The organism is Arthrobacter sp. PsM3 (genome assembly GCF_030433895.1).
Classification (GTDB): domain Bacteria; phylum Actinomycetota; class Actinomycetes; order Actinomycetales; family Micrococcaceae; genus Arthrobacter.
In genome coordinates this window covers 1-13,091 of record NZ_JARUXE010000067.1, presented here as the reverse complement: position 1 = coordinate 13,091, position 13,091 = coordinate 1, and the positions used below count along the sequence as shown (strand labels likewise).

The 13,091-nt window shown below is 63.5% G+C and carries 9 protein-coding genes and 2 pseudogenes; 7 read left to right on the top strand and 4 right to left on the bottom strand.

Annotation, left to right across the window (positions count from 1 at the left end; translation table 11 throughout):
- Positions 1–203 precede the first annotated feature (203 nt).
- Positions 204–1,026: pseudogene (locus QCD75_RS20750) on the bottom strand (IS256 family transposase); the annotation flags it as partial.
- A 144-nt stretch (positions 1,027–1,170) separates the two neighbouring features.
- On the opposite strand from QCD75_RS20750, the pseudogene QCD75_RS20745 reads away from it, so the two are divergent.
- A pseudogene (locus QCD75_RS20745) lies at positions 1,171–1,335 on the top strand (IS110 family transposase); the annotation flags it as partial.
- A 372-nt stretch (positions 1,336–1,707) separates the two neighbouring features.
- Here QCD75_RS20745 and QCD75_RS22295 read toward each other — a convergent pair.
- The 3 genes from QCD75_RS22295 to QCD75_RS20735 all read right to left on the bottom strand — a co-directional run bounded on the left by QCD75_RS22295 (position 1,708) and on the right by QCD75_RS20735 (position 5,049).
- On the bottom strand, positions 1,708–1,989 hold the full coding sequence (locus QCD75_RS22295) for a helix-turn-helix domain-containing protein (RefSeq protein WP_367400684.1): 282 nt from the start codon (positions 1,987–1,989) through the stop codon (positions 1,708–1,710).
- Between the two features lie 735 nt (positions 1,990–2,724).
- Positions 2,725–4,215 carry a polysaccharide biosynthesis tyrosine autokinase gene (locus QCD75_RS20740; RefSeq protein ID WP_301231381.1) on the bottom strand — a complete coding sequence of 497 codons (1,491 nt, stop codon included), beginning with the start codon at positions 4,213–4,215 and terminating at the stop codon, positions 2,725–2,727.
- A 369-nt stretch (positions 4,216–4,584) separates the two neighbouring features.
- On the bottom strand, positions 4,585–5,049 hold the full coding sequence (locus tag QCD75_RS20735) for an Lrp/AsnC family transcriptional regulator (protein WP_301231380.1): 465 nt from the start codon (positions 5,047–5,049) through the stop codon (positions 4,585–4,587).
- Positions 5,050–5,208: 159 nt separating this feature from the next.
- Here QCD75_RS20735 and QCD75_RS20730 point away from each other — a divergent pair, with 159 nt between their 5' ends.
- The 6 genes from QCD75_RS20730 to QCD75_RS20705 form a co-directional block, all read left to right on the top strand.
- Positions 5,209–6,444 carry a thiamine pyrophosphate-dependent enzyme gene (locus tag QCD75_RS20730; protein WP_301231379.1) on the top strand — a complete coding sequence of 412 codons (1,236 nt, stop codon included), beginning with the start codon at positions 5,209–5,211 and terminating at the stop codon, positions 6,442–6,444.
- A complete protein-coding gene (locus QCD75_RS20725) occupies positions 6,441–7,553 on the top strand; it encodes an alpha-ketoacid dehydrogenase subunit beta (protein ID WP_301231377.1) in 1,113 nt (370 codons plus the stop codon). The genes QCD75_RS20730 and QCD75_RS20725 overlap by 4 nt, the downstream gene beginning before the upstream one ends.
- 2 nt (positions 7,554–7,555) lie before the next feature.
- On the top strand, positions 7,556–8,998 hold the full coding sequence (locus tag QCD75_RS20720) for a dihydrolipoamide acetyltransferase family protein (RefSeq protein ID WP_301231376.1): 1,443 nt from the start codon (positions 7,556–7,558) through the stop codon (positions 8,996–8,998).
- A 117-nt stretch (positions 8,999–9,115) separates the two neighbouring features.
- Complete coding sequence (locus tag QCD75_RS20715; protein ID WP_301231375.1) at positions 9,116–10,096, top strand: hypothetical protein; 981 nt, start codon at positions 9,116–9,118, stop codon at positions 10,094–10,096.
- Between the two features lie 1,167 nt (positions 10,097–11,263).
- Complete coding sequence (locus tag QCD75_RS20710; RefSeq protein ID WP_301231374.1) at positions 11,264–12,079, top strand: MBL fold metallo-hydrolase; 816 nt, start codon at positions 11,264–11,266, stop codon at positions 12,077–12,079.
- Between the two features lie 682 nt (positions 12,080–12,761).
- Positions 12,762–13,091: hypothetical protein (locus tag QCD75_RS20705; protein ID WP_301231373.1), on the top strand; the 330-nt coding region annotated here is incomplete at its 3' end.

Sequence of the window (13,091 nt, the reverse complement as noted above, 5' to 3'; positions counted from 1 at the left end):
CTAACCCGCATGCTGCCCTGAGATCACTGCCGAGGCCACGAAATTTTCGCGTCAGGGTCTCTTTTGGTACTGGTTTGCTTGGTCGCCACCAATTCAAAGAGGCCCTGACCTCTTTCCCGCCGCACCACGCCGCACCGGCAACGGCCTACCCCGCGGCGTCAGTCTCAGGCCGCCCTAACCATGCTGATCTGCGAAGGGCCGGTTTTCACCCACGGCCAGGACGCCTTCGGGGTCACCGCCATGAGGTTCGCCGCGTAGTGCGTGCGGCAGCGTTGCCAGGCGGCCCCGGGCAGGGTCGCGCCGATCGCGGCGACCAGCCCGGCGTGGGCGTCGGCGGTTACCAGCTTCACCCCGGTCAGGCCGCGGGCGGTCAGGTCGCGGAAGAAGCCCAGCCAGCCGGCCCCGTCCTCGGCGGAGGAGGCCTGGATGCCCAGGACCTCGCGGTGGCCGTCGGCGTTGACGCCGGTGGCGACCATGGCATGGACGTTGACGACGCGCCCGCCTTCGCGGACTTTCAGGACCAGGGCGTCGGCGGCGACGAACGTGTAGGGGCCGGCGTCCAGCGGGCGAGTGCGGAACGCCTCGACCTGGGCGTCGAGGTCGGCGGCCATCACCGAGACCTGGGACTTCGATAACCGGGTGATCCCGAGGGATTCGACGAGTTTCTCCATCCGCCGGGTGGAGACCCCGAGCAGGTAGCAGGTCGCGACCACGGTCGTCAGTGCGGCCTCGGCCCGGCGGCGGCGCTCCAGCAGCCAGTCCGGGAAGTAGGACCCCTGCCGGAGCTTGGGGATGGCGACGTCCAGAGTTCCGGTGCGGGTGTCGAAGTCCCGGTGCCGGTACCCGTTCCGGGAGTTACTGCGGGCCTCGGAACGGGCACCGTATTCGGCGCCGCAGACAGCGTCCGCTTCTGCGCTCATCAGCGCGTTGATAAAGGTCGTGAGCATGGATCGCATCAGATCCGGAAACCTGCTCGAGCTGCTCGGACAGGAAATGGGCAGGATCGATAATATGGGGTGCGGTCATCGCGTGGTAACTCCTTGAGAGAAGACTTTGGTCGGTCTTTCCAAGAATCACGCGATGGCCACCTCACGTTCGGGAACAACACGCCCGGGGCCGGGCCGTTACACCACGCTAATGGGCACTACCCTGTCCAGCTTAAAGAACAGGCCGGCCTCGCGAATCTACTACGACCGGAAACGCGGGGAAGGAAAGTCACATAAACAGGCGCTCATCGCCCTCGCCCGGAGCCGCACCAACGTCCTCTGGGCCATGCTCCACGACCACGCCATCTACCAGGAACCAATGCCAGGGATCAGCGCTCAAGCTGCTTGACAGAAGTATTTAGATTCCCAATGCCATGGCACTGAGCTACCGATCACTTCTGCAGGCCTGTCCCGGATCATGACCATGTCTGGATAGCGCTTAGTCCGGTGCTCCTTCCGCCCGTGTGGCTGGCGACCGGTCCGTCCGGTCCTCAACGAGACAGTAGGGTCCACGGCCAGATCTAGGCTTCCGCGCCCGTACAGGGCCTGATAGACGGTCTCAGGCACGATGTGCATTTCCGGTTGTCCCGGGAAATCATCGCGTAGACGGTTGCTGATCTGCCGGGGGCTCCAGCGTGGTTCCAGGTGTTCGCGCACGAACTCCCGCCGCTCCGGGTCGCCGGCGATCGTCCCTGTCCGCTGACGGTAATTGCCGGAGGGTTCATGCATGTTTCCTGCGGAACTCCCTGCTCACGGTCAATGGACTCCGCCCGAGCCCCACTGCAATCGCACGGATGCTGCGCCGGGCATGCAACAGGTACGCGATCGTAATCCGTTCCGACTCAGAGAGAAATCGGGCGGAGATCACGGCCGGCCTCTGATGGGAAATGGGAGCGTACTTCTTGATGTCTCCGGACTTCAGAACGACCGTGTGGCCGTGCCGCCATCGGTTGCCGGAACTACGGCTGATACCCACGATCCGGCACGCTTCGGAATTGCCCATTCCCTGTTTCATCAGCTGATCATCGTGAGACCGTGCAGCGTTCTTCAGAGGGGCGCCCCGGGACTTCCTCGGCCTTTTCGTATCTACCAATTCCAACTCCCAATCACTCAGGTGCTGCAACGACTGCCAGACGCCAAGCCCACGAAACGGCTCAACTTTCGACCGGCACTGAGCGGTGCGCACAGTGGCATCGAACAGCTGTCCGTGGGGAAGCTCACCTCGGCGGACATGTGCCCGGGGGAGTGCCGTAACGGACCGCAGGGAGACTCCGGCGTTGACCAGCGCGTTGCGCAGGTATAGCGACGCTGGTGCGGGGTGATGTTCGAGCCTGGCGGCGCCTGCGGCGCGGTTGAGGTCGGCGCGGACCGCGTTTTGAACAAGTCGCCGACGGTTTTGGATGAACAGCCGCGGGACTGCGCCCAGACAGACCCTCCTTGCCAGCAGGCCCCCGCGTGCGGGCCGGAATCATCCGGGTCATGATGAGTCGGCAGTGCGGACCGGCCAGCACTATGGGCAGGGATCGCTCGCTCCCTGCCCATAGTGAATCTGGCCCCCGGCTCATCACTGATCTTGTCAGCGCGATCCGACCGTGCATCCTCGGGCCGGACCCGTAACATATTCTCCCTGAACACCCCGCGAACCGGACCAGTGCACCCGCTCAGCGATCACCGTAGCCAGGCATCCGTGGGCTGCACGGAAAATTGTGCCAGCCTACGAAGGCGAAATCAATCGATCTCAGCGGCCGCCGGACTTTGAATACGGGTATACCTTCGGCGGTCGCAGATACTCTCCTGAAAGGACGCTGGTGTCAAAGTCATCAGGATGACTGGCCGCTTTAGCTGTCCGGAGACCGGTCGTATTCGGTCCTTCGCCTGGCTCTTCACTTCTGTAGTAGCTGTATGCGTAGGCATCCGGGCCCTTGGCAGGCAAGCGATTAAGCACTATGCCCAGGAGATTTGCACCCACCATGGAGAGAGCGTTGATAGATTTCTGTAGGTCCTGATTCCGCAGTTTGTTCGAGCCTACAATCAACACCACGCCGCCGACGTTCTGCGACAGCACCGCGGCATCCGTCACGGGCAACAACGGGGGCGCGTCGATAACTACCGTGTCGAATGCGAGCTCAAGCTGAGCGATCAACGTCCGCATTGCGTCAGATCCAAGCAACTCACTCGGGTTTGGCGGGATTTGGCCGGAGGTCAGTACGTAAAGTTCGTCATTTCCCCAAGGCTGAAGCAAACCGTTTACATCGGCTTCCCCAACGAGTGCGGTGGTCAGCCCGGCATTTCTGTCCAGGCCCAAATACTCGTGAACCATCGGTCGACGTAGATCGGCGTCGACTAGACATACAGTTTGGCCTGCCTGGGCTAAGGCAATTGCGAGGTTAGTGGCCGTCGTGCTCTTACCTTCTCCGGGTAGCGAAGACGTGACTAGCACCGACTTTGCCTGGCCCGTTACGTTAGCGAACTGGAGATTTGTGCGGAGTTGGCGAAACGACTCCGCCCGCGGGCTCTGATGCGCAGTCTGAGTCAAGAGCGGCTTTCTCGTTGCGTCCTGGTCGAAGGAGATGCCGCCAAGCAATGGTGCATCGGTCAATTGTCGAAGGTCGGACTCTCCTCGAATTCTGTTGTCGAGCGTTGATCGCAGCACAGAGACACCGACTGATATTGCAAAACCGACAAAAAGTCCCACCAGGAGGTTAAGTTTCGTATTAGGTGCTGAGGGGGATGTCGGAGCTTCCGCGGGGGCGATAACAGAAAGGCTGACTGGCGAGGAACCGCCAGTTTTTGGCTTCTCAAGCGTGTCGACAGTCCTGATCAGGCTGTCGGAAATTGCCTGGGCGATAGCAGCCGCCTGAACGGCCGACCCGTCTGAAACCGTGATCTTGATCAGAACAGTGTTTAGGTCAGTGGTGGCCGTGACGCGTTTAGCTAGATCATCTGCTGTACTTTGGAGGCCGAGACGGTCTATTGCGGGTTGAAGGACTATGGGCGTCGTGGCGGTCTTGACATAAGATTGCACACGGGCTTGGCTGAAACTATTGCCCTGCTGCAGATCACTGATCGAACCGGAACTCTGAATCGCAACGAACAGTTGAGTTTCTGCGGTGTAGGTCGGCTGGATGAGCACAGAAGCAGCGCCTCCACCGAGTAGACCCGTCATGGTGAGAGCAGCGATAAAGATCCAATGGCGCCGTAAAATCCTAAGGTAGTCGCTTAGATCCAATGTGGGGTCCCCCTGTGTCATGAACTGCGACTCGCCTAGTGGCGCGCCACTAGAACGCTCGTGTGCCTGTAGTCCATGCAATCATAGCGACTTATGTTGGCCCACCAGTTACGACGATGCAACCTGACTCGTGACTGGCATCACTATCTGCCGGCGTAATACGATAGCTGGCTCGGTCTCGTGGCCGGGGCCGGGTTGCTGGCCGTAGACTTAGTCTTCAACAATGGTCCTGATGGCCGACAAGTTGAAGAAAGTCCGACGCCATGTCGCCGCCCAAGGGACTGCCCCCGGTTCTGTTGGCCGAGTCAACAGAAGTCGGGCCAGTCCCCAAGTTGCATTCGGTCGGCTTTCAAAGGTGTGACTAACCTGCTATCGCGTATCCAAGTCCTCAAAAACCAAAAACGTCTGCGTGTCCAGCACGCCCGGCATGGACTGCAACTGGTCGAAGATGACCCGGCGCAGATCGACGTTGTCCACGGCGCGTACCAGCAGGATGACGTCGAAGTCCCCGCCCACCAGGGCGATGTGGTGCACCTCCGGGATGGCGCGGAGCAGTTCCCGCAGCTCCCGCCAGGAATGCTGCCGGACCTTGAGGGTCACATACGCGGATGACTTCAGTCCGGCCTTGATCGGGTCCACCAGCACCGTGAACTTGGTCAGGACCCCCTCGCCGGTCAGCCGGGCGATACGCGTGTAGGCGTGGGCGCGCGAGATATGGACGTTCTCCGCGACCTGAGTGATGGACATGCGGCCGTCCCGGGTCAGCTCGGCAATGATGTTCCGGTCCACGTCGTCCAGGGGCACCGCCGTTTGGTCCGCGTCGCCCTCTGCCATTTGTCCACACCCCCTGCCGGTAATCCAGCTCACACTTACGATTTGTCTTCCAGAATAGGCCAGATTTCTGGACTTTTCCACGATTGCCGTAGGAGGTGGATACGAAACAGCATCCAGCGCCATACTGGGATGTAATAGTGGCTACAGAAGGACGGACCAATGACGATCTCCGCAGACCACACTGCGCAGGACCCGGATACGAACCCCCCGGCGTCGAACGCGGCAGCGCCGGGCCCGGTGCCGGAAGACGCCGCCAGCGGAGCGGTGCGGAAATTCGGCATCACGGTCGAGGACTACATGCTGCCCGCGCGGCACCAGATTCAGATGGTGGGCCCGGACGGCACCCTGAACCCGCACACTGAGCAGGGCTCCCAGCCTGGCCACGAATATGCCCTCCCCGGCGACGAGGAACTGATGGCCGCCTACGAGCAGCTCGTCATCGGACGCCGCGTCAACGACCAGAACTCCGCGCTGGTCCGGCAGGGCCGGATGGCCGTTTACCCCTCCAGCCACGGCCAGGAGGCCTGCCAGGTCGCCGCCGCGCTCTGCCTGTCCGAGGGCGACTGGATGTTTCCCACCTACCGCGACTCCGTGGCCATAATGGCCCGCGGCATCGATCCCGTCCAGACCATGACGCTCTTCCGCGGCGACTGGCACGGCGGCTACAATCCGGCCGAGCACAAGGTGGGCATCCAGTGCACCCCGTTGACCACGCAGCTGCTGCACGGCGTCGGGGTCGCCCATGCCGCCAAGCTCCGCGGCGAGGACACCGTTGTTCTGGCCATGTGCGGCGACGGCGCCACGAGCGAGGGCGACTTCCACGAGGCGCTGAACTTCGCGGCCGTGTTCCACCTTCCCGTGGTCTTCTTCGTCCAGAACAACCAGTACGCGATCTCCGTGCCGCTGGCGCACCAGTCCGTCGCGCCGTCCCTCGCCCACAAGGCCGTGGGCTACGGCATGGCCGGCGAACGCGTGGATGGCAACGACACCGTCGCCCTCCTCGCCGTCCTGGGCCGCGCAGTCCGGCTCGCCCGGGAAGGTTCCGGACCGCTGCTGGTCGAAGCGCACACCTACCGCATGCAGGCCCACACCAACGCCGACGACGCCACCCGGTACCGCCAGGACAGCGAAGTCGCGGAATGGGTAGCCAAGGACCCGCTGAGCCGGATGAAGACCTACCTGACCGGCCGCGGGCTGCTCGACGGCCGCCGCGCCGCCGCCATCGCAGAGAAGGCCGAGGCGGTGGCCAGCCAGCTCCGCGAGGGGCTTAGCGAGGACGTCCTGGTGGACCCGCAGGACCTCTTCAAGTACGTCTTCTCCACCCCCACTCCGCAGCTGAAGGAACAGTCCGCTATGCTCGCCGACGAGCTCGCCCGGGAAGAGGCCGCGAAATGAGCCCCACCATGACTACCTCGTCCGAGGCCAACGGCAACGTCAGCGCCGCCACCGCCCAAGCCGCTGCCAAAGCAGCAGCCACCGCCGAGCAAACGGGACCGCAGGCCGTCACCCTGGCCAAGGCGCTGAACACCGCCATGTCCGACGCCATGCACGCGGACCCCTCGGTCCTGGTTTTCGGCGAGGACGTCGGCATGCTCGGCGGGGTCTTCCGGATCACGGACGGGCTCACCAAGACCTTCGGGAAGGCCCGCTGCTTCGACACCCCGCTCGCCGAGTCAGGGATTGTCGGTATGGCCGTCGGCATGGCCATGAACGGCATGCGCCCGGTCATCGAGATGCAGTTCGACGCCTTCGCCTACCCGGCCTTCGAACAGATCGTCAGCCACGTCGCCAAAATGCACAACCGCACAAAGGGCGCCGTCAAATTGCCGATGGTCATCCGGGTGCCCTACGCCGGCGGCATCGGGGGAGTGGAGCACCACTGCGACTCCTCCGAGGCCTACTACGCGCACACGGCCGGCCTGAAGGTTTTCACCCCGGCCACCGTGGCGGACGGCTACCGGATGCTGCGCGAAGCGATCGACTCCGATGATCCCGTGATGTTCATGGAGCCGAAGAAGCTCTACTGGTCCAAGGACCAGGTGGACCTGGCGGCGCTGCGCGCCGAGCATGCCGCCAACATCGAGGGCGGGACCTCCTCGGAGGGACGCGCCGTTGTCGCCCGTCCCGGCACGGACGCGACACTGATCGCGTACGGACCCTCCGTCCCGACGGCCCTCGCCGCTGCTGCTGCGGCCGCAGAGGAGGGCCGCTCGCTGGAAGTGATCGATGTCCGCTCGATCGTGCCGTTCGACGACGAGACAGTCTGCGCGTCGGTCCGCAAGACCGGCCGCGCCGTGGTCATCGCGGAGGCGCACGGCTTTGCCTCTGTGGCCTCCGAGATTGTGGCCCGGGTCCAGGAACGCTGTTTCCACCACCTGGCCGCGCCGATCCGCCGCGTCACGGGCTTCGATGTCCCGTACCCGGCGCCGAAGCTCGAACACTACTACCTGCCCGGCGTGGACCGCATCCTCGACGCCGTTGACGACCTCCAGTGGGAAGACTGATCATGAGTGAACCGAAAGTATTCCTCCTCCCGGACCTCGGCGAAGGCCTCACCGAAGCCGAACTCGTGAACTGGCTGGTGGCCGTGGGCGACGAAATCCGCGTCGACCAGCCGATCGCCGAGGTTGAGACCGCCAAGTCCATGGTCGAGGTGCCCTCCCCGTACGCCGGCACCGTCGCCGCGCTGCACGGCGAACCCGGCCAGACCCTCGACGTCGGCAAGCCGCTGATCTCCGTGACACCGGTCGGTGCCGCAGCGGAGGCGCCTGCAGGCACTCCGGTGACTGAGCCTGCCGAAACCGAAGACGACACTGCCGCGGAGGTCTACCGTGAGGAGGAGAAGGCCGGATCCGGCAACGTCTTGATCGGCTACGGGACCCCGGGCGGACACGGCGTTGCCCGGCGCACCCGGCCCCGCAAGGCGTCCGCGGCAGTGACTGCCGGGGCCCCAGCTGCCGCCGCGCAGGTGTCGGCGGCCGAGAAGGCTGCAGATGACCTGATGCTGATGCGGACCCGGGTCCCCGGGAAGATCGGGGCCGTCATTTCCCCGCTGGTCCGGCGGATGGCACGTGACCACGGGGTGGATCTGGGCGAACTCCGGGGATCCGGGGCCAGCGGGCTCATCATGCGGCGCGATGTTGAGGCGGTCATCAAGCCCCTGGTGGCTGAGCGGCCTTCGGCGCCGGCTCCGGCCGCGGCCAACGGTGAGATCGATGCCCGCACCGGGCTGGGCATCACCGGGCGCACAGCTGTCCGCGGCGTGCGCAAGGCCGTGGCCGCGAACATGACGCGCAGCCGCTCGGAAATCCCCGAGGCCACCGTCTGGGTGGACGTGGACGCCACGGCCCTCGTGGAACTGCGGGCCGCGCTGAAGAAGGCGGACCCGCACCACGCCCCGGGGATACTGGCCTTCATCGCCCGCTTCGTGACCGCCGGCCTGAGGAAGTTCCCTGAGCTGAACACCCGGATCGTGACCACCGAGGACCCTGCCGGTGGCGCCGCGCAGGAGATCGTGGCGTTCGACGGCGTCAATCTGGGCTTTGCGGCGCAGACCGACCGCGGCCTGATGGTCCCCTCCGTGCGCAACGCGGAAAAGCTCAGCGCCCGTGAGCTGGACGCCGAGATCCGAAGGCTGACCGCCGTCGTCCGCGACGGCAAGGCGAGCCCCGCGGAACTGGGCAGCGGAACCTTCACGCTGAACAACTACGGGATCTTCGGGGTGGACGGTTCTGCCGCGATCATCAACCACCCCGAGGTGGGCATCCTCGGGGTCGGACGGATCATCGACAAGCCCTGGGTGGTCAATGGCGAACTCGCCGTCCGTAAGGTGACCGAGCTGACTCTCACCTTCGACCACCGCGTCTGCGACGGGGGCACCGCCGGCGGTTTCCTGCGCTTTGTGGCGGACGCGATCGAGAACCCGGGGTCCGTGCTGGCGGATTTGTAGCGATGGTTTCATCGCCCTGTGCCACTTTCCTTAATTCTTGAATTTCCGGCTGAAGTTGATCAACGAGGCAACAGCCGTGCGCGCCGTATGATGCTTTGTCCCGGGTACGATTTGCTCATGACAACAGTTGCCATCCCTTTTGTGCGCACCGAGGCTAGCCAGAATCCAAATCTTCGCGTCAGAGACGGTGGCGATCCAGCCGAACCCTACATGCGCGCCATGACGGTGGCTTTCGCCTCAGTCCGCCGATGGAACCCCGACGCCGACCTGCATCTGATATCGAACGCGGCACCTGAAGAAGATCATCACCGCGAACTCAGACGGCTTGGTGTTGAATACAAGCTCGTGCCCTTCGCCCACCGGCCGCCAGTCGGCTTTGCCGCCAGATTCGAGGCATCCCTCTACCTGCTGGACGCGCTTGGCTCCCTCGAAGCGGATACAACGCTTTTAATCGACCCAGATGTGCTCTGCGTGAATAGCATGGATGCACTACTGTCCCATGTGGCCGACCACGCAGCCGCGCTGGACATGCAGTTCCCTGAGGACGAAGATATCAACGGTCTGACAAGGACCCAAGCCGCCGCTCTGCACGCAGCGCTCGGAGAATCCGTCACTCTCCCGCTGCACTATGGTGGAGAAGCATACGTGGTTCCCTTGGCCTTGGCTCCGGCGATAATGGCGCGGTGCGAATCCGCCTGGACTTTGGCCCTGAGTCGTAATCTTGAAGGCCTCACCAAGTTCACGACTGAGGAGCACGTGCTAAGTTACGCGCTCCGTGGCGTTCCCTTGAAGACTTTGAATGACCATATTCGAAGGATCTGGACAACGCACACGTTTAGGCAAGTTGACGGGTTAGAAGGCCAATTGACTCTGTGGCATTTGCCCGCCGAGAAAGACCGCGGGTTCAACGCACTGTACGGACCTGCGACCGATTTCGGGTCTTGGTTCTGGCTTGCCGATCGAGGTGAGTTTCTTGACCGATGTGGGCGTGCGATGGGTTTTCATCACCGCACGCCCAGTCGGCTCGCCAAGGACATCGCCGGTTCGGTTGTGTCACGGGCCAGACACCTAGGGGCATGCAGGAGAGCACATCCTTGACGCTGAGGGGTGTCAAGGATGTGAGACAGTCGCGTAGTTTCTTTAAGGGTAGGCATCAGCGGGAGGCGTCGGGTTTTCTGTCCTGAAGTTGGCCAACGTCGGCGTTCTACTCCTGACCAACGCAGTAGAGATATGTTAACGTTGTTCTTTGGTGAAGAGCGCCGAAACTCTTCTCTCATAGAGTCGTTCTCCCCCTCCAGCTAACGCTGCCGCCCTTCAACGCTTTCTATTTCGCAAGACCAGCAGGGTCATCCGGTTCGCCATCGCCCTCCGGTTCGCAGACGCACCCAACTTAGCCGATGCCTCGGGGGGTTTCCTGTCGGCCCAATCGCCCGCGAGTATGCGCGAGTATGAGGGGAGGCGTGTCCCAGCCAAAGCCGTCCGGCAACACAGAAGGAGGCCAGAGCTGATGCCGCCCCCGCGGAGGCCGGGAGTCCGGCGGCCGAAGGTCCGGCATCGCATCGGCTGCCGCTGAGGCGGTGCCGGGGGATGGGGTGGTAGACCCGGTTGGGGAAGCGCCCGCTGTGGCTGAGGCGTCTCCTCCGCGCCAACGGGCTGGGTGTGTTCACCATCATCGTGCCAGGCCAGACGCTGAAGCTCTCCGGCCCCCGCTTGAAGTGCCCTCGCCCGCAGCCCCCGCACCTGCAGCCCAGGGCGTCCCGGTTCCTCGGTGCTAGCCGTTCGCGCGATATTTTTGCCGGTTCGGACGGCCAGAACATGGTGGACAGCTGCATCGGCCCGATCCACTGGACCCCGAGAGATGCTTTTGCGCTGTTCATGACCGAACATGACCTTTGCGGAGGCTGGGCGTGCTTCTCCGGGATAGGCGTGGGGGAGACTGTGAATATCGCCGGCCATGGCATCTACACAGCCACGGGCCGCGGGCAAGTTCCCCAGTACGGAACTACAAACTATGTTGCTGCCCAGTTCGGCGGCTTGGCTCGGGCGATGCCTGTAGACGTGCATCCACGGCCCCAATCAGATGCTTCTGATCGCTTTGAACCACAGGCGCCAGTGGCCACACGCGTCGTGCAGTCCGGCCTGTCGCGGATATCGGTGCACCGACGGAGTTTCCTGCCAGCTTGCGGCCGGCTCTGGCGGGTAGAATCGTGGGCAGAACATCGCACCAACGATCGCGGCGGAACAGTGCCGGAACCCGGAGATTTAATGTCACGATGGCTCGAGGTTGGCCCGGACAACTATGTCCTGACCACCCAGGGATTCCTGCTCAATACCGGCCTGGTGGTCGGTACCAAACGTGCCATGGTGATCGACACCGGCAGCGGTCCCCGGCAGGGACGCGAAATCCTGGCCGCCGTGCGGGAGAAGACCCAGTTGCCGATCGTCGTCGTCAACACGCACGCCCACCACGACCACTTCTTCGGCAACGCCGTATTCGCCGACGACGGTGTCACGGAGTTCTGGGCGCACGAGAACTGCGCCGCGGAAATCGAGGACACCGGAGACGGGCAGCGCCGCTTCGTGGCAGCGGCGGAGCCGGAGATGGCGGGCGGCGAAGGCATCGATGTGGCACTGGTGGTTCCGAACGCGATCGTAAGGGACCAGCCGGTCCTGGTGGACCTAGGCGGCCAGACCGCCACGCTGTTCTACTTGGGGCGCGGCCACACCGACGGCGACCTGCTCGTGGGGACAGGCACTACCCTCTATGCCGGGGACCTCGTGGAGCAGGGCTCGCACCCGTCCTTCGAGGACTCCTACCCCGAGGACTGGGCCAACGCGCTCCGGCACCTCTCGGCGCTGCGGCACCGCTATGAATTCCTCATTCCCGGGCACGGTGAACCCTGCAGCGATCAGTTCGTCAAGACCATGGCCAGCACCATGACCACCGCTGTGCGCCAGGCCACTCAGGCGACGCGGGAGACTCCGGATGATGCCACCAAGGCCATCCCGATCCTGCCCTACGGTCCGGAGCAGTCCCGCTGGTTCATCAAGCGGCTGCAGGAGACCCGGGCACACCACTGATGTTGCGGAAATCCTGCGGAAAGGCCGCGGAAGCCTTCGGCGCGCTGAGTGGGCATCATCAGTAGCCTTTCTGTATGATCTTTGAGAGCCTGATCTCCAGGGTTCAGCCCCGCTAGCGGTCAGCACGCCCGGAGAACGGGGATTCCGGCCGCGCATCTATGATGCTGCTAAGGGACGTCTCACGTGTGACACCTCACCGCTATTTACATGCATTACGGGTTCTCCTTAGGCGGCCCGTTTCTGCTTGCCGCCATTTTCAACAAGATCTTTTGCTGCAGGTGCAAGATGCACCCATCCGCCTTTCAACGTCAGGTTCCCTAGTTTTGGCCTATAACGACATTAACCCCCACCGCACCAAGCCCAAATGGTTGGCGTACGTGGGCCTTGCTCTCCTTGCGCTCGCGACAATTGCGGTTGTGGTGCTCGCCCTTCACCGCTGAACGGACCGTTCGCACGGCAAATGCGGGTCCTCGAAGTTCACCCGCGGACGTCGCTTCCGTCTGCAGACACCAGCTAGTTCGTACGAGATTCGGGTACGAAGTCCCATGTGAAGTCTGACCATGGTTCGTAGACTTGGCCCTAATCCGGACTCTCCCGGGGTTTCTCCCCGGATTCCGGATCGCCCGCTTGGGCGTGCCGGCACACGAGTGCGGCAACCCCGGCGCCCTAAAATAATGAGGCTGTGGTCAAGCCTCCGGTTATCCGCAACTCGTGGAATCGGGCTGATGCAGATGGCACGGAACAAGTACAGGAATCCGAAAAACCTCCGGTTCGAAACAAAGAAGCGAACCCTGCTGATGGCCGCCGTCGCCTTCGTGGCCGCGTGCATCTTGGCAGTCATCCTGACGGTAGAACCGCCCCCGGGATTCAGCGTTACGGCGGACGACCAGAGACCTTCTGCCACGGGGATGGCGACCGCGACGGCAACCTACTCGGCTTCAGAACCGGCGCCTGCCCCGGCTTCAGAACCGGCGCCTGCCCCGGCTTCAGAACCGGCGCCTGCCCCGGCTTC